This window comes from Lactobacillus johnsonii, assembly GCF_014058685.1.
Lineage (GTDB): Bacteria > Bacillota > Bacilli > Lactobacillales > Lactobacillaceae > Lactobacillus.
This window is the reverse complement of the sequence record NZ_CP059055.1, coordinates 1,111,923-1,132,813: the sequence shown is the minus strand read 5'-3', so window position 1 is coordinate 1,132,813 and position 20,891 is coordinate 1,111,923. Positions and strand designations below refer to the sequence as shown.

The window sequence follows — 20,891 nt, the reverse complement described above, 5'->3', positions numbered from 1 at the left end:
TATGATCAGCAAATATAAAAAAGATTACGAAAAAACTGTAATGGGATATTTATCTTATCTCCCAGATTTTAAAAATATTAAGAATCTGCAAGAAGAGATGAAACTGTATACTAGCGATTCCAATCAATTCGAGGTTCTTATCTATCAACAAGATGGTAATGCTCGCGGTATTGTTGGTATTCAAGAAGAGAAAGATTTTATTATTATTCGCTATTTATCTCTTGATCCGACAATGCGTGATGAAAAAACCAAGCAATTGGTAATGAATGACCTAAAGCATCTTTATCCTGATAAAATGATTACTGCCTTACCTAATTGGGCATCATTATTAAATTATTTAAAGGAAAATAAAACTGATGAATAATGTTGATGAATTAACTTTGGATCTTCCTAATTTTACGGGACCGTTAGATTTACTTTTACACTTAATCAGGTCGCAAAAAATAGATATCTATGATATTCCAATTGCAAAAATTACGGGACAATATTTAGCTAATTTAGCTCGCTGGCAAACTTTGGACTTACAAATTGCTGGAGAGTATTTTGTGATGGCGTCAACATTACTTAGAATTAAGTCTCAATATTTACTTCCTAAAAATGACTTTATTGAGGAAGATCAGTATCAAGAAGATCCACGTACTGAACTTGTTGAGCAACTAGTGCAGTACTCAGTCTTTCAAAGAATTGCCGAATACTTTAAAAAAAGAGATGAAGAAATGCCAATTACAGTGACAAAGGATCCGTCTGTTTCCCCTAAAAAAGAGATTGAACCACTTCCTTTAGGAGAAATTACAAGTGATGAGCTTGCAGATACTTTTAAAGTGGTTTTAGAGCGATTCAAACTGAGAAAGCCACAAGTTGGAAAAATTGAGGTTCACGAGACTTCAATTGAAGAAATGACAAGCTTTTTAAAAAACAGGTTACAAAAGAAAAGATCGACTAGTTTTTTTGATTGTATTAAAAACTTTCAAGATCTTGATCAAGTAATTGGTTTATTCCTAGCAGTTTTAGAATTATGTCGTGATCATAAAATTGTAGTAAAGCAAAATAGAGATTTTGGTGATCTAGAGTTAGAGAAAGTTGAGATTAATGGCAAGTAAAGAAGCAGAATTAGAAGCCTTACTTTATGCAGCGGGGGATGATGGTTTAGAAACTGAGAACTTACTACAGTTGTTAGAAATTTCTCCAGCTGCCCTAAGAGAATTAGCTAATCATCTTAAGGACCGATTGAAAAATGATGAAAATTCAGGTTTGCAGTTAATTTGCATCAATCAAACTTATAAATTAACCACTAGTCCGAAATGCGGAGATATTATTTCGAAATTTTTCCAAAAAGATCTATCTAAAAATTTAAGTCAATCAGCACTTGAAATCTTGGCGATTATTGCGTATCGGCAACCAATTACTCGAGTTGAAATTGACGACTTAAGAGGCGTTAACTCAGCAGGTGCGCTGCAAACTTTGGTTTGGCGCGGATTAATCAAAGTGGATGGAAAAAAGGACGTTCCAGGACATCCTAACTTATATGTAACGACCGATTATTTTTTACAGTACTTTAACTATGAAAGTTTGGCTGATTTACCGGTAATTGAAGAATTTGAAGCAGATGATAATCCTGTGAACCTATTTAATCAGGATGATAGTAGAAATAAAGAAATTAATTTTGATGAGGGTGAGTAAAATGGCTGAAAGATTACAAAAAGTAATTGCGCAGGCAGGTGTTGCCTCAAGACGTAAGGCTGAAAAGATGATTAGTGCAGGACAAGTAACTGTTAATGGTAAAAAAGTTACTGAACTAGGAACAAAAGTTGAACCTAGCGACAAGATTGAAGTAAATGGAGTTCCAATTGAAAAAGAAGCCCTCCACACATACTTATTTTATAAGCCACGTGGTGTCATTTCTTCAGTAAGCGATGACAAAGGAAGAAAGACAGTAGTTGATTTCTTTGAAGATGTACCATATCGCCTTTATCCAGTAGGGCGTCTTGATTACGATACATCGGGCTTATTATTAATGACAAACGATGGTGAATTAGCAAATAAATTAATGCACCCACGTAATGAAGTACCAAAGGTTTATGTAGCAAAGATTAAGGGAATTCTTTCTCCAGAAGAGATTCGTTCTCTTACTCATGGTGTGCGTATTGATGGACGAAAGAGTGCACCAGCTAAGTTAAAGATTTTAAAGACTGATGAGAAAAAGAAGACTCAAATTGTTCAATTGACTATCCATGAAGGTCACTATCATCAGGTTAAGAGGATGTTTGAAGCAGTACATCACCTTGTAGAAAAATTAGCTCGTGAAAAGTATGCCTTTTTAACTTTAAAATCATTAAATTCGGGTGAGTATCGTGAATTAACGAATGAAGAAGTCTTTCGTTTAAATCACTTAGCTGACTAACGCTTTATTAAAAGCTATGATAAAATAAAACTAATAATCTATAATTTTGGAGGACTTTTGAATGAAGGAAAATAAATCTCAGGACAATAAAGAACCAAAAGGCCCTTACAAGCATTTTGAGCGTCCTAAAACATCTAGAAGGGCAATGCATCATCGGGAGTCACAACCAGAAGCAGAGCCAGAAGTTACTTCTAGAAAATCTACTCAATCAGAAGGCAGTCCAAAAGGTCCACATCATAGTCAGCTCTGGGCTGGATTGATTATTGTTGCAATAATTATCATTGCATTAATTCCGATTGTTTCTTCAAGATTGCACGCAAACTCTAATAACTTAGCTGAAAAGAGCGTTAAGGTTTCAAAAAGCTCATCTTCTAAGTCTCACAAGACTAAAAGTAAAAAGAGTAAGCACAGCTCTTCTAAGAAGAGTAAGTCTAAGAGTAGCAGTGTGAGAAGAGAAGAAGAAAGTTCCTCAAGTCAATCTCAAGACACAACACCAGCTGTGGTTAGTCAGTCAGAATCTCAAAGTAGTCAGGTTAGTCAAAGCAGTAGTACCCAATCTTATGAATCTAGTGCTAGTCAAACTACTACTCAAGATCAAAGCCAACAATCAACTCAAAACTCGACTCAAACTAATCAAAATACTTGGCAAAACAATGGTGCAAGTAGTTCTTCAGAACATGAAGCACCAAGATCTTACACTGTGCAAGAGGGAGATTCTTTATCAAAGATTGCCCGTGAAAATAACACTTCAGTGCACCACTTAGAGCAAATTAATGATTTAGAGTCAGCTGATAGTATTAGTATTGGCCAATCAATAAAATTAAGATAATAAAAAACAATAATGTTTACAATTCTACCAAGAAGTATTATTATTTACTTGTAAAAAATAAATACAAGGATGTTGTCTTCAGGGCAGGGCGAAATTCCCGACCGGCGGTTAGAGTCCGCGAGCTACACATGTAGTTGAACCTCAGGTACCGATAGTTATAGTCTAGATGGAAGAAGACAGACTAAAGAATTAAACATGATTTAGATGATTAATAAGGTCTGTTGCTGAAGCGACAGACCTTTTGTATGTTATGGAGGAACTATCATGCAAAGAAAAACAAGTTTAAGTCATGTAAGATTAGCCTACTGGCTCGCTTGGGCAATGATTGGTGCATTAGCATTTTTGATTATGAAGATTGAAGTACCAATTATTCCTGGTTTTGATTACTTAAAGATGGATTTTTCTGATTCATTAGTAGCTTTAAGTACTTTGGTTTTTGGTCCTTTAGGCGGGACAATGATTGCCCTTTTTAAATCATTATTGAGCCTCTTTATTTCAGGATTTAATCCAATTTCAATGATTGGTCAGTTGGCTGCATTTTTAGCAAGCTTAGCTTATATCTTGCCATTCTACTTCATTAGTAAAAAGCATGAAGATAAAGTACAATACCAAATTTTGGGATTAGTAGTTGGAACAATTGCTTTAACAGTAGTAATGTCTTTAGCAAACTACTTCGTTTTAACTCCAATGTATATTTCTTTAATGGGCTTTAAGCTCAACTCATCGCTTTTAACTTACATTGTTTCAGCGATTGTGCCATTTAACCTAATTAAAGGAATAATTAACAGTATTGTCGTTCTATTATTGGCTAAGACCTTATTGCCAGTTTTAGAAAAATTTGTAAGACGTAACTTTTAAAGTTTAAATAATAAAAATAATTTCATTTAGCAGGAGTCATTTGACTCCTGTTTTTTGTTTTATGGTAGAATTTACTTTGAATGAAAAAGAAAGGACTAAATTATTTAATGCAAGTAGCTATTGATGGTCCTGCATCAGCGGGGAAGAGTACAGTTGCTAAAATTATCGCACATAATTTGGGCTATATTTATATCGATACTGGTGCAATGTATCGAGCATGTACATTAATTGCACACGATAATAACGTTGACTATGGGGATGAAAAGGCAATTTTGAACTTAATCGACCATAGTACAATTGATTTTAAGCAGGAAGATGGAGAACAAAAAGTTTACGTAAATGGCAAGGATGTTTCAATTGACATCAGAACACCTGAAATTACAGAGAACGTTTCTCAAGTTTCTGCCTTAAGATCAATTCGTGAAAAGATGGTTGAATTGCAGCGCGAAATGGCGGGCAAGCACGATGTTATTATGGATGGTCGTGATATTGGAACGACAGTTTTACCAGATGCAGAGGTAAAAATTTTCTTAATCGCTAGTGTTGCATCAAGAGCTAAGAGACGCTTCTTAGATTTTCAGGAAAAAGGGATTCATCAAGACTTAAAAGATATCGAACATGATATTGAAGTTAGGGACTATAAAGATTCTCATCGTGAAATTTCTCCATTGAAAAAAGCAGATGATGCAATTGAATTAGATACTACAAACTTAACAATTGATGAAGTTGTAGCCAAAATAACCGAGATAATTCAAAAAAAGCAAAAAAATTAAACAAAAGTGTGGAAAAAAGATATCAAGTACTTTAAAATAAAGTATGATATTGGGAGGTAATTATGACAGATAATAGTAATCAATTCTTAGATGCTCTAAAAGAAATGCAGGGAGTTGAAGTCGGCAACATTGTTAACGTTGAAGTTTTAAGTGTTGAAGATGGACAAATCGCTGTTGGTGTTGAAAATGCAGGTGTTGAAGGTGTAATCACTAAGCGTGAATTCACTAACGACCGTAATGCAGATTTGAACCAATTGGTAAAACCTGGTGATAAGTTTGAAGCTTTAGTTCTTAGAAGAGCTGGTGGCGACAAGGAAAACGGTGAATTCTTCTTCTCAGTTACTCGTTTGAAGGAAAGAGAAGCTTACAAGGAATTAGAAAAGGTCTTCGAAGAAGGCAAGACTGTTGAAGGTACTGTAACTGGTGCTGTTCGCGGTGGTTTATTAGTTGATGTTGGTACACGTGGATTCTTACCAGCTTCATTAATTTCTAACCGTTACGTTTCTGACTTGAAGCCTTACATTGGCAAGAAGATGAACTTGAAGATCACTGAAATTGATCCTAACAAGAACAGATTAATTCTTTCAAGAAAAGACTTAATCGAACAAGAACGTGAAGAAGCTTTCGAAAACGTTGCTTCACAATTAGTTGTAGGTGACACTGTTGAAGGTAAAGTATCACGTTTAACTGGTTTTGGTGCCTTTGTTGACGTTGGTGGTGTGGACGGTTTAGTTCACATTTCAGAAATTTCTTACAAGCATGTTGATAAGCCAAGCGATGTATTGAAGGCTGGTCAAGATGTTAAGGTTAAAGTTATCGGTATTGATGACGATAGACACAGAATCTCCCTGTCAATTAAGCAAACTTTACCATCCCCATTTGAAGAAGCTACTGAAGGCTTACATGAAGGCGACATCATTGAAGGTGAAGTTAAGACTTTAACTTCATTCGGTGCATTCATCGAAGTAGCTGATGGAATTCAAGGCTTAGTACACGTTTCAGAAATTGCTAACAAGCACGTTGATAAGCCAAGTGATGTTTTAAAGGTTGGTCAAACTGTTAAAGTTAAAGTTTTAAGTGTTGACCCAAGTGACAGAAGAATCTCATTGTCAATCAAGCAAGCTGATCCTAATGCTGCTAAGAGTGAAAACAACTCACGTCCACGTCGTCGTCAAGATTCTGTAGCTGATAAGTACATGAATGACAATGACAACGGTTTTGCTTTAGGTGACATTATTGGTGATCAACTTAAAGATAAGGATTAATCGTCATTAGTCTAAAAAAAGCTGACTCCGGTCAGCTTTTTTTATTTCATTAGATAGAAAGGGGTAGAAATAATATGTCATTACCCGTAGTTGCATTAGTTGGACGTCCAAATGTTGGTAAGTCAACTATTTTTAACAGAATTATTAATTCTCGTGTAGCTATTGTTGAAGATAAGGCTGGAGTTACTAGAGATAGAATTTATGCCCGTGCTGAATGGATGGGTCATGAATTTATCTTGATTGATACTGGTGGTATTACTCTAGACTCTGGTGAAATTGAAGAACAAATTAAGGCACAAGCTGAAATTGCCATTGATGAAGCAGATGTAATTGTGATGTTAGGGGATGTTACTCAACATATGACTAACATGGATGAAACAATTGCTAAAATGCTTTATCGAACTAAGAAACCAGTTATTTTAGCCATTAATAAGGCTGATAATCCTGAGCAAAGAACAGATATTTATGACTTTTACAGCTTAGGATTAGGTGACCCAATCCCAGTTTCTGGTAGTCATGGAACTGGAATGGGTGATTTACTAGATGCTATTGTTGGTGAATTTGGGGACAAGGCTAACCAACATGAAGATGGTTCAATTCGCTTTAGTGTGATTGGACGTCCAAATGTTGGTAAATCTTCACTTGTAAATGCTATTTTAGGTAAACAACGTGTAATTGTTTCTAATATCGAAGGAACGACTAGAGACGCCATTGACACGACTTTTACCAATGATGGGCAAAAGTATACTATCGTTGATACAGCCGGCATCAGACGGCGTGGTAAGGTTTATGAGAAGACCGAGAAGTATTCTGTCTTAAGAGCGATCAGTGCTATTGAAGAAAGTGATATTACACTTTTAGTCTTAGATGCAAGCACTGGTATTCGTGAACAAGATAAGCACGTAGCAGGATATGCTCATGACGCAGGCCGCGGTGTAATTATTGTTGTAAATAAGTGGGATCTACCTAAAAAAGATAGTAGAAGTATGAAGGACTTTGAAGATACAATCAGAAGAGAGTTCCAATACTTAGACTATGCTCCAATTATTTTCGTTTCTGCTAGGACGGGTCAAAGAGTTCCTGATATCTTGAAGCTTGTTAAAGAAGTTCATGAAAACCAAACTCGTCGAATTCAGTCTAGTGTCTTGAATGACTTGCTTCTTGAAGCAACTAGAATTACACCAACTCCACTTGTTAATGGAAAGAGATTAAGAATCTACTACATGACCCAGGTTGCTGTAACTCCGCCAACATTTGTTGTCTTTGTAAATGATCCAGAGTTGCTTCACTTCTCATACCAGAGATTTTTAATTAATCAATTAAGACAAAACTTTGATTTCGTGGGAACACCAATTAAAATCTTAGCTAGAAAACGTAAATAAGCCTTAAATTTCAAAAAAATAGGGATATATCTGCGAAAAAGCTTGCAACTAAGCGTCTTAGTGTGCTAATTTTATTGCAGGGAATAAATGAATAATTCATTTTTCTTATTTTCAAAGGTTTTTGTTTAAAAATATTATTAGTTCATTTTGGGAGGTGAAGTGGAATGGCAAACAAGGCAGAATTAGTTTCTGAAGTTGCTGCTAAAACTGACTTAACCAAGAAAGAAGTTGCTGCTGCAGTTGATGCAATCTTTAACTCTATTCAAGAAGATCTTGCTAAGGGTGAAAAAGTTCAATTGATCGGTTTCGGTACTTTTGAAGTACGTCACCGTGCAGCTCGTAAGGGTCGTAACCCACAAACTGGGGCTGAAATCGAAATCCCAGCTTCTAAGGTTCCTGCATTCAAGCCAGGTAAGGCTCTTAAGGATGCTGTTAAGTAATTGTTCAGTTACTAGCAAAATAAAAACGTGCTAAGTTGTATGCTTGGCACGTTTTTTGTGTACAATTATTGTGAGAGCACAAATGAAAAGAGTGAAAAAATGACTTATTCTGAACAACTATTAGATGCAATTCAAAATCATGATTTTTCTGATAATCGAATTCTCTTGAAAAAGGCTTTGGATAATGATGATCCAGAAATCCTTGCTTCTTTAGCTGAAAACTTAACTGATCTTGGTTTTACTGATCTTTCTAAAGAAGTTTATCGTTTTTTGATTGGACAATTTCCTAAAGAAGACTTGTTTAAGGTCTATTTAGCTGAAATTTTGTTAAATGATGGGGATGAAGACGATGGCTTACAGCTACTTTATGATGTAAAGCCAGATAGTGACGCTTATCTTGAAAGTTTGCTTGATTTAGCTGATTACTATCAAAGTAATGGGCTAATTGAAACAGCCCATCAAAAGCTCTTAGAAGCCCATAAATTAGCTCCTGATGAAGATGCCATTAACTTTGGCTTGGCTGAATTAGACTACCTTAGTGGTGATTACAGCGAAGCCTTAGACTTATACCGTGAATTAGCTAAAAATAATAAGACTTTTGGTGAAGTAGTTTTAAGTCAAAGAATTGCAGCTTGTCTTGCAAAATTGGGTGAGTATGAAGAGGCAGCAAACGAAATTAAGAGTCATGAAAATGATATTTTAAGTATTGACGCTCTTTATGAAGCTGGCTTAATTATGCTTTCGGCTAACGATAATAAGGCTGCAATTAAGTATTTAGACCAGGTAATTGAAACCCAACCTGATTATGTAAATGCCTATCCACTTCTTGCGCAAGCTTATGCCGCAGAAGACAATAATGAGGAAGTGCTGAGAACTGCGCAAACTGGTCTATCTTATAATGAATTGGATGAAGTTTTGTATAGTTTGGGTGCCAAAGCTGCTGCTAACTTGAATCAATTAGATGAAGCAGAACGCTTGCTTAAAAAGGGACTTGAGGTTGCTCCTGACAACACTGACTTGCGCTTGCAGTTGTCTAACTTATATCTTCACCAGCATCAAGATGAGGCTAATATTGGCTTATTTAAGGATCTTGACGATGAAGAGTTAGAGCCACAAGCTCACTGGAATTTGGCTGTTTCTTATCAAAGACTTGAGGATTATGATAAGGCTAAGAGTGAGTTCTTGCTTGCCTATCCAGCCTTTCAAAATAATGCAAGCTTCTTAAGACAGATGATTAGCTTGTTCTATGAGTTGCGTGAAATTCCAACAACTAAGGAATTGATTAAGAAGTATCTGCAAGTTCAACCAGATGATCTTGATATGCAAGATATGTTAGATGAATTGAATAGTGAAGAGTAGTAGAAAAGCTGGCTTGTTGGCCAGCTTTTTTATTTGGTTCATATTTTTTATTATGTAAAATACCCGGTTTGGAGTCCAAGTTTTTTCGATATTTTCGTTTCTTTACAACGAAAGTCAGATAAAATAATATACAGAGATATTATGAGTAGGAGAAAATGAATGGCTATCGAAAAGGCAGAGTTAAAATTTGAAGATGACTTAATCCATAAGTTAGAAACTCTCGGTGGTGTTAAACAATGGAAATATGAACCATCAATAAAAACTACAGAGGAACTTTGGAACAACTTCAAAAGGATTTTGGAAGAAAACAATCAAGATAAATTGGATAACCCATTATCTGTTAGTGAATTTTCACAAGTAAAACAGATTATTACTAATTTAAAAACTCCTTATGAAGCCGGACAATTTCTGTATGGACTAAATGGAGTATCACAAGTTGAAGTTGACTTAGATTCAGGAAAACATGTTTATTTGACTGTATTTGATCAGGCTCAAATTGGTGCAGGTAATACCCGCTATCAAGTAGTTAATCAAATTGAAAGAGATGCAGTCATTCCTGGGTTTCCAAATCGGCGTTTTGATACCACTCTGTTAATTAATGGTTTGCCAATTATTCAAATTGAAGAAAAGGCTGACTATCATGATGTAGATGAAGCATTAAATCAAATGCATCGTTATATTCATGAAGAACAATACGGTGATATCTTTTCTACATTGCAAATTTTAGTTGGAATGACACCACATGATGCTAAATATATGGCAAGAACTACAGATGAAATGTTTAATAAGACTTTTGCTTTTCAATGGCAACATAAGGAAGATAATACACCTGTACTAGATTGGCAAGAATTTACTGCAAGTATGTTATCGATACCAATGGCACACCAAATGGCTACTAACTACATGATTTTAGATGGTACGCCACGGAAACAAATGATTAAGGTCATGCGTCCTTATCAAGTCTATGCAGCTAGCTCAATTATTGAAAAAGTTAGACAACATGATTTTGACATTCAGGACCAGGGAGTTGGCTATATATGGCATGCGACAGGTTCAGGTAAGACAATTTCATCTTTTAAAACAGCATGGCTTGCTTCAAGATTACCGAATGTAGATAAAGTAATTTTTTTAGTTGATAGAGTAGCTCTAACTAATCAAACTGTTGATGAATACAGTGCTTATGATCCAGAAAAGGGTGAAAATGGAAACGGTGGAGTAGTTACTGATGCGGCTAATAGATGGGTATTATCTAAAAAAATTAAGTCTAAAGGTAATGGAATTATTGTAACTTCTATTCAAAAGATGGCTGCTTTAGTTAAAGATAAGAAGGGGATTAATGAAATTGCCAAAAAGAATATCTTATTTATAGTAGATGAAGCGCACCGATCAACAGCTGGGGATATGCTTCAAAGTATCAAAACATCCTTTCCTCGTTCGGCTTGGGTGGGCTATACTGGTACGCCTAATTTTGATAAAGCGCCAACTACGAGAGATATTTTTGGTGATTTAATTCATGCCTATACTATTGTAGATGCTATTAGAGATGGCAATGTTTTGGGTTTCAAAGTTGATTTCGAAACTACACTATCCGATAAAGTATTAAAAGAGCAATATTTACCTGCATATTTTAAGACTCGGTATCCTAAGTACAGTGAAAAGCAGATACAAGATAGAATTGAAAATCTTCAACCAGAGGATATGGATGACATGATTGAACCTAGTGTTTATGATAATAATCAAAAACATGTCGAATTGGTCGTTAAAGATGTCTTAGATAATTGGGATAAGCGTTCGCGAAATAGTGAATATAATGCCTTATTTACTACTCATGTTGGTGGAAATAAAGCTTCAACACCAATGGCAATGATGTTCTATCGAGAATTTAAAAAGCAAAATAAGTTGCGGAAGAAACCTTTAAAAATTGGAATTACATTTAGTCAAGATAATTCTAATAGCGATAATCAGCTAGAGAATAATAGATCGCTAGAAGAAGCAATTAAGGATTATAATGAACAATTTGGAACTACCTTTGGTGTAAAGGATGTTAAAGAATACACTGAACAATTAGTTTCAAGACTAAATCGAACAATTTATGATGGAAACTATGTAGATCTTGTAATTGTAGTGGATCAATTGTTAACGGGCTTTGACGCGCCACAATTGAATACCTTATATGTTGATCGAACTTTACAAGGTTCAGCTTTAATTCAAGCATATTCTCGAACTAATCGTGTCTATGATATGCAAACTAAGCCTTTTGGAAGAATCGTAAATTATCGTTGGCCAGTTCAAAGCGAAAAATTAATGAAAAAAGCATTGGCTGAATATGGTGATAAAAGTTCTGCAAATGAGCAACAAGTACTTGATACTAAAGTTCCAAAAAATGTTATTTCTCCTGAATTTAAAGATGTAAAGAAAGAACTGAAAAAAGTGGTAAATCGACTCAGTAATACTACTAATGAATTTACGAGTGTGCCACAAAATATAGAGGCCAATCGTCAGGATCAAATGTTAAAAGATTTGCAGCAGTACAATCATTTGATGGCAATGGCCAAGCAAGATGATCATTATAATGAGAAGCAGCCTGAAAAATTTTTGAATGAAATTGGATTATCTCAAAAACAAGAAGAGATCTTGACTACAACATTAGCTATTACATTAAAGAAGAGAATTGCTAAACGCATTGGTGCGGATTTTAATGACATTGATTTAAGTATGGAGCACGTTAAAGAAGTACGGGTTTCATACACTTACCTCAAGCAATTAATAGCTGAATTAATGAACCAAAAACATGAAAAGCAAGAAGAAAAGGCAAGAAATACTGCTAAGCAGATTAAAGAACTTTCAGATCGAATGGATGATCGTAAGAAAGCAGAACAAATTAATCAATTTACGGATAGTATCTTAGATGGTTTCGAAGTGTCCACTTATCCTGTTAAGCAGGATGATATCGATAGATTCCTAGAAAAATATTCTAATCGTTCGATGCGTGAAGAAATTTTGGCTTATAAGCGCAAATGGGGATTAGTTGATATTAAGGATAATCAAAAGGTTAACGATATTATTTATAATCATGTTCAAGGTGCAGATGATCTTAATATTGATGGTGAACTCGATAATATTATTCGTGAAGCATCATTAGTTTATAAGACAGATGCTGAGGATGAAAAAGTTAGATTATTAGCAAAGATTAAATACCGTAGAAGATTAAGAGAAACTTTAAGTGAATTTGCAGACGACATTACTAAAAAATATTAGGAGAGATGTATAAATGACTACAGCTAAAGAAGTGACAAGCCAAATCTGGGAAATGGCTAATCGATTAAGAGGTAACATGGATGCTTCTGAATATAGAAACTATATTTTAGGGTTCATGTTTTACCGTTATTTGTCTGAAAGACAAGAAAAGTATTTATTTGATAATAAAGTATTTGATGAAAATCCAAATGATATTAGTGGGATAACAGCAGAATATGTAAAAGAGGCTGCTGGAGAATATCTTGCTGATTATTTAGACGACATTGCTGGTTCATTAGGATACGCAATTGAACCACAGTATATGTGGAAGACGATTGTCAATGAAGTAAATAACAATACAATTACACCTGATACATTTCAAAGTATGTTTGAGAGCTTTGATAATAACTTGAGATTGAATAGTAAAGCTACTCAAGATTTCACCGGTGTATTTGATGATATGAATTTAAATAACTCGCGCTTAGGTAATACTACAGCGTCTAGAGCGAAGGCATTAACACAGATTATAGATTTAGTTGATCAAGTAGATTACATAGATGAAAATGGTAAAGATATTTTAGGTGATATCTATGAATACTTGATTGCTAAATTTGCTGGAAATTCTGGTAAAAAGGCTGGAGAGTTCTACACTCCACATGAAGTTTCAGAAGTTTTAGCAAAGCTTGCAACTGTGTCATTAGATCAAGAGAATAAGAAACCATCTGTATATGACTTTGCTTGTGGTAGTGGATCTTTACTTTTAACTCTTAAAGATGAAGTAAAGAATAAAATTTTGTACTATGGTCAAGAGCTAAACACTACTACCTATAACCTGGCACGTATGAATCTTATGATGCACGGTGTTCCTTACGATAGAATGACTTTGAAAAATGCAGATACTTTAGAGCAAGATTGGCCGGATGGAGTAGATGCCCAGGGAACAGATCGACCAAGATTTTTTGATGTGGTGGTTGCCAATCCGCCGTATTCAGCAAGATGGGACAATAGTGATCGTAAATTAAAGGATCCACGTTTTAAAGACTATGGATTAGCACCAAAAACCAAGGCTGATTATGCATTCTTACTTCATGGCTTATACCATCTAGATCAAAACGGAACTATGGCCATTGTTTTACCTCATGGAGTTCTCTTTAGAGGAGCAAAAGAAGGTAAAATTCGTGAAGCTTTACTTAAAAAGAATCAAATAGATGCAATTATTGGGATGCCACCAGGATTGTTCTATTCAACAGGAATTCCTACAGTTGTACTAGTTCTTAAGAAAAATAGACCTAATAAAGATGTTTTATTCATTGATGCATCTAAAGGATTTGAGAAGGATAAGAATCAAAATAAATTAAGAGAAGAAGATATTGATAAAATTATCAATACTTATAAAGAGCGTAAAGATGTTGAACGCTACGCTCATGTGGCTTCTTTTGATGAAATTAAAGAAAATGATTTCAACTTGAACATTCCTAGATATGTAGATACTTTTATTCCTGAACCACCGGTGGATTTGAAGAAAGTAGCTGCGGATCTCCATGAGACTAATATTGAGATCCAAAAAAATCAAAAAGAGTTGGTAGGGATGCTCAAAGAACTAACGTCTGAAGATGACGATATAATGGCTGGGTTAAATGCCATTATTAAGGAATTGGAGGAAGAAACGCGTGACTAAAAGTAACGATAAAAAGGTACCAGCACTACGTTTTAAAGGCTTCACTGACGATTGGGAGCAACGTAAGTTAGAAGATGTAGCTAAAATTATTGGTGGAGGTACACCTTCAACTAAAATAAAAGAGTATTGGAATGGAAATATAAACTGGTATGCACCTATAGAAATTGGTAATCAAACATTTGTAAGCTCAAGCAGAAAAAAGATTTCAGAACTAGGTCTAAAGAAAAGTTCTGCAAAATTGCTACCTGGAGGAAAGACTATCTTATTTACATCGAGAGCCGGAATTGGTGATATGGCAATTATGAAAACTGATGGATCAACTAATCAAGGCTTTCAATCTTGGGTAGTTAGATCTAATTTAGCGGATGTTTATTTCTTATACTCTTTAGGAAAAAAATTAAAAAAGCAAGCTTTACGAAAAGCATCTGGTTCAACTTTTTTAGAAATTTCCAACTCTGAAGTAAAAAAATTATTACTTTTTATTCCAAGTTTTAGTGAACAGAAAGATATTAGTAAAGTTTTTAAACTAATAGACAAATTAATTTCTCTTCAGCAACGAAAATTAGAGCAATTAAAATTATTAAAAAGGATGATAAGTCTATCTATTTATCCCAATTTTAATGATAGAATTCCTATCAAATTTAATTTAAATTCTACTTGGAATAAGAAAAAATTAAAAAATATTACAAATTATAAAAATGGTACAACACACGAACAACATCAGTTACTTAAAGGAAAGTTTGAACTTATCAATCTAAATTCTATTTCTAAAGAAGGTAGGTTGAAGTCTTCAGGTAAATATATTAATCAACAATTCCCTACTTTAAGAAAAAATGATATTGTAATGATTTTAAGTGATATTGCCCATGGTCAACTAATAGGTACTTCTGCAGTTATACCAACAAATAATAAATATATATTAAATCAGCGGGTGGCATCTTTATCTCCAAATGAAAACCTAAATGCTGTTTTTATTTCAAAATATATAAATCGCTGATTGTAAAATTAAATTGAACACTTGATAAAAAATAAAAAGTCCATTCGGACCTGTTTGATAGAATGTTAATAACCACAAAAACTTTCTATTGGAGGTCAAAATGGACTCTTTACATTCTACCATGAACCAGCACGTTAAAGGCAAGCATTTATCATTTGAAGAGCGAGTTATTATTCAATTGCGTTTGAAAGATGGCTATTCTTTGCGTGCAATTGCCCGTGAACTTAACTGTTCTCCTTCTACTATCAGCTATGAGGTTAAGCGTGGCACTGTAAAACTGTATCATGGTAAAGTCAAAAAATATAAGGCTACTCAAGGGCATGATGCATATAAAGCTCATCGTAAAAATTGTGGGCGCAAATCAGACTTTCTCAGGAAAGCTCAATTCATGCGCTATGTCCACAAGCATTTTTTTAAAGATGGCTGGTCGCTTGATGTGTGCAGTAATCGTGCTACTGCTGTTGGCGAATTCGCTAGCAGCGATGTTGTCTGCACCAAAACTCTTTATAATTACGTTGATCAAGGCTTATTAGGAATTTATAATTACGACTTGCCAGAGAAGCTTAAACGCAATACTAAGCTTCATCGTATTCGCAAAAATAAGAAAAAACTTGGCAGAAGCATTGAAGAACGTCCTAAAGAGATCAATAAACGTAATGAATTCGGTCATTGGGAATGCGATTTAGTTCTCGGACATAAGAGCAAAGATGATGAGGTACTGCTAACCTTATCTGAGCGTATGAGTCGTGAGTTTTTAATTCTTCGTATTCCTGACAAGACTTCTGTCAGTGTCATGCAGGCCTTTAAAGAACTCCAAAGGCAATACAGCGAACATTGGAATGATATTTTTAAAACCATTACCACTGATAATGGCTCAGAGTTTGCAGATCTTTCCAACCTAGAAAAAGTATCCAATACACTGGTTTACTATGCCCATCCTTACACTTCTTGTGATAAGGGAACAGTTGAAAGACACAATGGTCTTATTCGCAGATTCATTCCTAAGGGAGAAGCAATAGCTAACTATTCTTTACAAGACATCATTAATATTGAAACCTGGTGCAATTCTTTGCCAAGAAAGATACTGGCCTATCATACACCAGATGAAATCTTTGAAAGAGAATTAGATCTAATCTATCAAGCAGCTTAACTAAAAGTGTTCAATTTATTATTGCAATTTGCGAAAATATATAAATCTTAAACAGCGCTATTTTAAAAAAATGGCAGCGGGAATGTCTCAAATTAATTTATCAAAAAAAGATGTAGAAGATTTTAAATTATGGGTTCCAAATTTTAAAGAACAAACTAAAATAGCCAATTTATTAATAAACTTTGATTTAATAGAAAAGAATAAAAATAAAAAAATATCGTATCTTTTAAATCTAAAAAAATTCCTACTTCAAAGTCTATTTCTTTAACAGTGTCCATTCTTTCTATCGATATTGAATTTGAACATAGAAAGATTTTAAAATTTCATAGCTAATCAAATAAACATTTTTTGTAAAAGATGTTCTTTTATCTTTTTCCACTTTTTTATTTTAGTATTTTGATTGTCAATTAATAGATCTATTGATTCCAAAATAGTAGAAATTTTATTTTGTTCTTCTAAAGAAGGAGCATTTACTTTAAAAATAGTAATAAAGTCCTTAACTACATGAGGAATATTAGGTGTACGATAATTTTTAAATATTTTTTCTTGAGATCTCTGTAAGTATTGAAAAAGGTATTCTCCCGAATATTTAGGGGTAAAGCTTTTAAGAGTGGAGCCTAAAGCTCCACTAAAGCCATGATACACTTTACCAGCAAGTGAACCATCCCATAATATTACTATGTCATCTTTATAAACATCAGTAGGTGCATCTACTGTAGAAAGTGCTCCACCATTTAAATAGGCTGTATCTAGATAAATGGAACGATTACCAACCATGTCAGCTTTTGCCTTTCCTTTTGTAGTTTTAATAATGAGATTTTGTAATCTAAATACTTTCCATTCCTTTCTGAATGAATTAAATCTAACTATCGGTATTTTCTGTTCAGAAATCAAATATTCTAATAAAGTCTTTCTTAGTTGATCAAATAGTTTCAATTTTCGTTGCTGAAGAGAAAATAAGTAATCTAACTTTTTTAATATTTTAGAAATCTTTTGTTGTTCCCTAGCATCCTTAGGAATAATTATCTCAGAAAAAAGAAGTTTATCCAAAAAATAGTATTGTCGAACACCTCCTTCTTCATATTTTTTTATTTGATTAAAAAATTTATCAGTTTTAAACCAATATATTAGAAAAAGATCGTTTATTTGAGAATTAGTTTTAAAAACTTCATACAGGGAACTAACTAAGACCGGTGTAGCTAAGTTTTGATATCCTATTGAACCAACGTTAATCCTAGCCGGATTATAAGCGAATGCTCCTGGATTAACTATATAATTAGTTTTCTTATCTGTTTTAGAATAGGTATTATCTTTTCCAAATTGATCAGTTTGAGCAATGAATCCATTCTTATTTGAAATTGAGTATGCTGGTAACTGCAAGTTATTTTTATTTTTTATTTTTTCAGGATATATTAAAGACTCAAACTTACGTTGCTCCCAAACAAGAAGAGGAAAATGCATAGTACCATTTTTGATATACTTAAATTAGTAATATTTTAGATAAAAGCCATTAGGATGATGATTATGGAATATAAACGAAGAGATGTACAAAAAGCTATTATATTGGCCTTACGAAATTTAGGTGGTACAGCATCCCGTAAGGATATAAAAAAAGAAATTGCTGAGAGTGAAATTGATGGTTTGGACCATGATAAGGTTTACTTTCGTAAAAAGACTAAGAACGGATCCTATAGTCCATTTTTATTTGACTTTAATTTTGGCTTGAAGAATCTTGAAATAGTAGGTTATGTGGAACCTTTGCAGAGAGGGCAAGATGTGATACTAACAGATAGTGGTCGATCAGCTGATCTTACTAACTATCCGGATGAGTTACAAAATCAAAAAATCGGAGCATATTGGAATAAGAAAAATACTTTACGTTATGAAAAAAATAAAGCTAAACAGAATAATACCGAAGCTAAGGAAATTGTTGAATCTGAATTAGGCAACTCTTTAGACGAACAAGATACCGCAGAAGATGCTTGGAAATCACAGTTACTGGAACAGATTAAGAAATTTTCTCCCGCAAAATTTGAAAGTTTTTTACGATTATTAATTTCTAAAATGGGTGTAAAAATTGATAAGATTAAGGGTATTAAACTTAGTGGGGATCATGGCATAGATGGTTTTGGTTATTTTAGAGCGAATGAATTTCGAACCAGTCGTGTTGCGATTCAATGTAAAAGGTATACAGCGGGACTAGTGGGTGAATCAGAAATTCGTGATTTTAAAGGAACAATGGATTCATTTAATGCTGAATATGGAATATTTGTAACCACAAGCTCCTATACAAATTCTGCAGAGCAAATTGCTATGCAGGGAAATAGAACAGTGACATTAATTGATGGGCAAGAGTTGTGTGATCTGATTGAAAAATATCAATTACATATCACGCCTGTTCAAACTTATACCCTTGATGACTACTATTTCGAAAAAGATTAAGAATGAATGATGGACTTAAAGGCTATTAGGAAAATTCGATGATAGACTACAAAACTTTAAAACACAGTGATAATGGAATGCCAACTTGGGATGCTTTTCTCGGACCTATTTTACAAGTTACAAGTACTAAAAATCTCTGGAAAAGACAAGAATTAATACAAAGCGTTTTAAATGAAATTAACTTACCAGAAGAACTTATGACATTACGGTATTCGTCAAAATACCATGATTTAGTAGCAGCAGACCGAGTTAATTGGGCTTTGAGTGATTTAAAAATTTCGGGTTTATTAGCTGCACCCAAAAGAGGCTTGTATCAGATTACTACTCTCGGCCAACATGCTTTGAATAAATATGGGTTAAACATTACGCGAGAATATATTCACTCACAGCCTGCTTATTTAGAGCATCAGAAGAAAATAAAGAGTAAAAAAGAATTTGACAACGAAATTACTGAAGAACAAACCTTTGAATTAAGCGAAAAACAAATTAAAGATTGGTTTGAAAAGCAAAATAGTGATCTTTCAGAAACCTTGATTGCAAAGTTGCGAAAGACTGATCCGTATCAATTTGAAGAAATGATGGTAAAACTTTTAAATGCGATGGGCTACAAAGGTACAAACGGACAATCCGTAGTAACGCAAAAATCTAATGATGGTGGTATTGATGGCATTATTAATCAAGATCCGTTAGGATTGCGTACTGTCTATATTCAAGTAAAAAGATATGCAGAAAATAATGTTGTTGGTAGTCCAGAGATTAATAGCTTTTTCGGGGCATTACGGCGAAAACAAGCTGATCGGGGAGTCTTTATTACTACCTCTTCATTTACTAAGGATGCAAAAGAAGCAGCAAAGCAGTTAAATATTGCTTTGGTTGATGGTGAAATGCTTACTAACTTGATGATCCAATATAAAGTGGGAGTACAAGTTAGTCAAACTTATGAATTATATGACATTGACGATGACTTTTTTGAGCAGTAGTAAGGTATAATTCACGGTAAGCAGATAAAATTGCGGAGAATTTATAATTTTTATTGAAAACGTAATTAATCGCACGCAAAGCGGTTAAAAAACGCGCGCAAAAATAAAAACTACCGATTTTTAACTTAAAGTCGGTAGTTTTTTGCTATCTTTTTATTAAGGACAAAATGAAAAATAGACCAATGTAAATTGTGAAGTACAGGGATTCGTTTTTGATGAAAATCATATAGGTTTTATGCTTGTCCGGATTATTGAAGAAAGTCTGTAAATTTTTCCATAAAAATGGGGTTATTAGCACAACCAGAGTATTAAACCAGCTAATTTGGTTTATAGCTGCTAAAAGAATGGGAGTAAGAAAGCCCAGAATGGTAAGGATTTTCAATAAATAAATCGATTTTTTAGTTCCAAGATAACTTGCAAAGGTCTTTCTACCATTAATAAGATCTTCACGTAAATCGCAGGTATTATTAGCTAGTTGAGTGGCAAAAAATAAGAAGAATATTGGTAAACACTTAAGTAGAGTCGTTAAGAAAGTGTTCCAGGTAAAAGTGTATTGTCCACAAATTGCAACATACACGCCAACTTCGATAATGAAAACTGAAATCATTCCACTAACAATTAATTCACAAAATTTGGTTGCATTAAGTGGCTTAGGACCAGCAGTATAAAAAATTCCAAAGAAATAGCCAATCATCCCTAGTATTAAAACGATATAGTTAGTTCGGTATACTAAAATTAGGCCTGGAATAGCTGAAACAATATACATAATAACCATTAATTTTTTAACTGCAGGTAATGAGAGTTTCATACGACCAATAGTGTTAGTAACAGTTAAGAAATGCGGATCCTTGCCGTGCAAATAGTCAAAATAGTCATCTGCAATATTAACTGCTAGATCAAATAAAAAGACATCTAAAAAGCAGAGTAAAATATTGATGATATTTAGATAGTGAAAATCCTGATAGGCAATTGCACTGGCAAATAAGAACCAAATTAGATTTAAAGGCGCAATATAAATTTCTGATAGTTCATAGAAGGCTGCCCAAGTAATTTTATTTTCCATTGTTTTCCTCGATATTATAAACGAAATCCTTAATTTA

20 protein-coding genes and 1 riboswitch are annotated in these 20,891 nt (G+C 33.9%); of the genes, 18 read left to right on the top strand and 2 right to left on the bottom strand.

Annotated features, from left to right (window positions below):
- The first annotated feature begins 1 nt into the window (after window position 1).
- From H0I41_RS05245 to H0I41_RS09475, 16 genes are all read left to right on the top strand, one after another.
- A complete protein-coding gene (locus tag H0I41_RS05245) occupies window positions 2-364 on the top strand; it encodes a hypothetical protein (RefSeq protein ID WP_004897447.1) in 363 nt (120 codons plus the stop codon).
- Window positions 357-1,100: a segregation and condensation protein A gene (locus tag H0I41_RS05240; RefSeq protein WP_004897445.1), complete on the top strand. Its 744-nt coding sequence runs from the start codon at window positions 357-359 to the stop codon at window positions 1,098-1,100. Before H0I41_RS05245 ends, H0I41_RS05240 begins: the two co-directional genes overlap by 8 nt.
- Window positions 1,090-1,680 carry an SMC-Scp complex subunit ScpB gene (scpB, locus tag H0I41_RS05235; RefSeq protein ID WP_135014707.1) on the top strand — a complete coding sequence of 197 codons (591 nt, stop codon included), beginning with the start codon at window positions 1,090-1,092 and terminating at the stop codon, window positions 1,678-1,680. Before H0I41_RS05240 ends, scpB begins: the two co-directional genes overlap by 11 nt.
- Before the next feature lies 1 nt (window position 1,681).
- Window positions 1,682-2,401, top strand: coding sequence for a pseudouridine synthase (locus H0I41_RS05230; protein WP_135014705.1), 720 nt, complete (start codon window positions 1,682-1,684; stop codon window positions 2,399-2,401).
- 61 nt (window positions 2,402-2,462) lie between these two features.
- Window positions 2,463-3,230, top strand: coding sequence for a LysM peptidoglycan-binding domain-containing protein (locus H0I41_RS05225; protein WP_135014703.1), 768 nt, complete (start codon window positions 2,463-2,465; stop codon window positions 3,228-3,230).
- Between the two features lie 70 nt (window positions 3,231-3,300).
- Window positions 3,301-3,412: riboswitch (FMN riboswitch) on the top strand.
- Between the two features lie 82 nt (window positions 3,413-3,494).
- Window positions 3,495-4,088, top strand: a complete 594-nt coding sequence (locus tag H0I41_RS05220; protein ID WP_061399949.1) for an ECF transporter S component — start codon at window positions 3,495-3,497, stop codon at window positions 4,086-4,088.
- 107 nt (window positions 4,089-4,195) lie between these two features.
- A complete protein-coding gene (gene cmk, locus H0I41_RS05215) occupies window positions 4,196-4,861 on the top strand; it encodes a (d)CMP kinase (RefSeq protein ID WP_012846264.1) in 666 nt (221 codons plus the stop codon).
- A gap of 62 nt (window positions 4,862-4,923) precedes the next feature.
- A complete protein-coding gene (gene rpsA / locus H0I41_RS05210; RefSeq protein ID WP_011161934.1) occupies window positions 4,924-6,126 on the top strand; it encodes a 30S ribosomal protein S1 in 1,203 nt (400 codons plus the stop codon).
- Between the two features lie 74 nt (window positions 6,127-6,200).
- The gene (gene der / locus H0I41_RS05205) at window positions 6,201-7,508 is read left to right on the top strand and encodes a ribosome biogenesis GTPase Der (RefSeq protein WP_135014701.1); all 1,308 of its coding nucleotides are present in this window, start codon (window positions 6,201-6,203) and stop codon (window positions 7,506-7,508) included.
- Between the two features lie 164 nt (window positions 7,509-7,672).
- Window positions 7,673-7,948 (top strand): HU family DNA-binding protein, encoded by a 276-nt coding sequence (locus tag H0I41_RS05200; RefSeq protein WP_004894504.1) that lies wholly within the window; start codon window positions 7,673-7,675, stop codon window positions 7,946-7,948.
- Window positions 7,949-8,047: 99 nt separating this feature from the next.
- Window positions 8,048-9,307, top strand: a complete 1,260-nt coding sequence (locus tag H0I41_RS05195) for a tetratricopeptide repeat protein (RefSeq protein WP_135014699.1) — start codon at window positions 8,048-8,050, stop codon at window positions 9,305-9,307.
- Window positions 9,308-9,466: 159 nt separating this feature from the next.
- Window positions 9,467-12,565: a type I restriction endonuclease subunit R gene (locus tag H0I41_RS05190; RefSeq protein WP_135014697.1), complete on the top strand. Its 3,099-nt coding sequence runs from the start codon at window positions 9,467-9,469 to the stop codon at window positions 12,563-12,565.
- 13 nt (window positions 12,566-12,578) lie between these two features.
- Window positions 12,579-14,222 carry a type I restriction-modification system subunit M gene (locus H0I41_RS05185; RefSeq protein ID WP_135014695.1) on the top strand — a complete coding sequence of 548 codons (1,644 nt, stop codon included), beginning with the start codon at window positions 12,579-12,581 and terminating at the stop codon, window positions 14,220-14,222.
- On the top strand, window positions 14,215-15,219 hold the full coding sequence (locus H0I41_RS09400) for a restriction endonuclease subunit S (RefSeq protein ID WP_238461386.1): 1,005 nt from the start codon (window positions 14,215-14,217) through the stop codon (window positions 15,217-15,219). Before H0I41_RS05185 ends, H0I41_RS09400 begins: the two co-directional genes overlap by 8 nt.
- A 100-nt stretch (window positions 15,220-15,319) precedes the next feature.
- On the top strand, window positions 15,320-16,369 hold the full coding sequence (locus tag H0I41_RS05175) for an IS30-like element ISLjo1 family transposase (protein ID WP_011161461.1): 1,050 nt from the start codon (window positions 15,320-15,322) through the stop codon (window positions 16,367-16,369).
- Window positions 16,370-16,439: 70 nt separating this feature from the next.
- Entirely contained in the window at window positions 16,440-16,637 is a 198-nt protein-coding gene (locus tag H0I41_RS09475; RefSeq protein ID WP_167739990.1) for a restriction endonuclease subunit S, read from the top strand.
- 65 nt (window positions 16,638-16,702) lie between these two features.
- Here H0I41_RS09475 and H0I41_RS05165 read toward each other — a convergent pair whose 3' ends face one another.
- On the bottom strand, window positions 16,703-17,830 hold the full coding sequence (locus tag H0I41_RS05165; protein WP_135014488.1) for a restriction endonuclease subunit S: 1,128 nt from the start codon (window positions 17,828-17,830) through the stop codon (window positions 16,703-16,705).
- 63 nt (window positions 17,831-17,893) lie between these two features.
- On the opposite strand from H0I41_RS05165, the gene H0I41_RS05160 reads away from it, so the two are divergent.
- Together H0I41_RS05160 and H0I41_RS05155 are read left to right on the top strand one after the other, a co-directional pair.
- The gene (locus H0I41_RS05160; RefSeq protein ID WP_161978222.1) at window positions 17,894-18,811 is read left to right on the top strand and encodes a restriction endonuclease; all 918 of its coding nucleotides are present in this window, start codon (window positions 17,894-17,896) and stop codon (window positions 18,809-18,811) included.
- Window positions 18,812-18,849: 38 nt separating this feature from the next.
- The gene (locus tag H0I41_RS05155) at window positions 18,850-19,791 is read left to right on the top strand and encodes a restriction endonuclease (RefSeq protein WP_135014486.1); all 942 of its coding nucleotides are present in this window, start codon (window positions 18,850-18,852) and stop codon (window positions 19,789-19,791) included.
- A 145-nt stretch (window positions 19,792-19,936) separates the two neighbouring features.
- On the opposite strand, the gene H0I41_RS05150 is transcribed toward H0I41_RS05155, so the two are convergent.
- Complete coding sequence (locus H0I41_RS05150; protein WP_135014485.1) at window positions 19,937-20,854, bottom strand: prenyltransferase; 918 nt, start codon at window positions 20,852-20,854, stop codon at window positions 19,937-19,939.
- Window positions 20,855-20,891 lie beyond the last annotated feature (37 nt).

Bases quoted from the DNA above. Each gene is read 5' to 3' on its own strand.
- H0I41_RS05245 (WP_004897447.1), top strand. From the start codon at position 2: ATGATCAGCAAATATAAAAAAGATTACGAAAAAACTGTAATGGGATAT.
- H0I41_RS05240 (WP_004897445.1), top strand. From the start codon at position 357: ATGAATAATGTTGATGAATTAACTTTGGATCTTCCTAATTTTACGGGA.
- scpB (WP_135014707.1), top strand. From the start codon at position 1,090: ATGGCAAGTAAAGAAGCAGAATTAGAAGCCTTACTTTATGCAGCGGGG.
- H0I41_RS05230 (WP_135014705.1), top strand. From the start codon at position 1,682: ATGGCTGAAAGATTACAAAAAGTAATTGCGCAGGCAGGTGTTGCCTCA.
- H0I41_RS05225 (WP_135014703.1), top strand. From the start codon at position 2,463: ATGAAGGAAAATAAATCTCAGGACAATAAAGAACCAAAAGGCCCTTAC.
- H0I41_RS05220 (WP_061399949.1), top strand. From the start codon at position 3,495: ATGCAAAGAAAAACAAGTTTAAGTCATGTAAGATTAGCCTACTGGCTC.
- cmk (WP_012846264.1), top strand. From the start codon at position 4,196: ATGCAAGTAGCTATTGATGGTCCTGCATCAGCGGGGAAGAGTACAGTT.
- rpsA (WP_011161934.1), top strand. From the start codon at position 4,924: ATGACAGATAATAGTAATCAATTCTTAGATGCTCTAAAAGAAATGCAG.
- der (WP_135014701.1), top strand. From the start codon at position 6,201: ATGTCATTACCCGTAGTTGCATTAGTTGGACGTCCAAATGTTGGTAAG.
- H0I41_RS05200 (WP_004894504.1), top strand. From the start codon at position 7,673: ATGGCAAACAAGGCAGAATTAGTTTCTGAAGTTGCTGCTAAAACTGAC.
- H0I41_RS05195 (WP_135014699.1), top strand. From the start codon at position 8,048: ATGACTTATTCTGAACAACTATTAGATGCAATTCAAAATCATGATTTT.
- H0I41_RS05190 (WP_135014697.1), top strand. From the start codon at position 9,467: ATGGCTATCGAAAAGGCAGAGTTAAAATTTGAAGATGACTTAATCCAT.
- H0I41_RS05185 (WP_135014695.1), top strand. From the start codon at position 12,579: ATGACTACAGCTAAAGAAGTGACAAGCCAAATCTGGGAAATGGCTAAT.
- H0I41_RS05175 (WP_011161461.1), top strand. From the start codon at position 15,320: ATGGACTCTTTACATTCTACCATGAACCAGCACGTTAAAGGCAAGCAT.
- H0I41_RS09475 (WP_167739990.1), top strand. From the start codon at position 16,440: ATGGCAGCGGGAATGTCTCAAATTAATTTATCAAAAAAAGATGTAGAA.
- H0I41_RS05165 (WP_135014488.1), bottom strand. From the start codon at position 17,830: ATGCATTTTCCTCTTCTTGTTTGGGAGCAACGTAAGTTTGAGTCTTTA.
- H0I41_RS05160 (WP_161978222.1), top strand. From the start codon at position 17,894: ATGGAATATAAACGAAGAGATGTACAAAAAGCTATTATATTGGCCTTA.
- H0I41_RS05155 (WP_135014486.1), top strand. From the start codon at position 18,850: ATGATAGACTACAAAACTTTAAAACACAGTGATAATGGAATGCCAACT.
- H0I41_RS05150 (WP_135014485.1), bottom strand. From the start codon at position 20,854: ATGGAAAATAAAATTACTTGGGCAGCCTTCTATGAACTATCAGAAATT.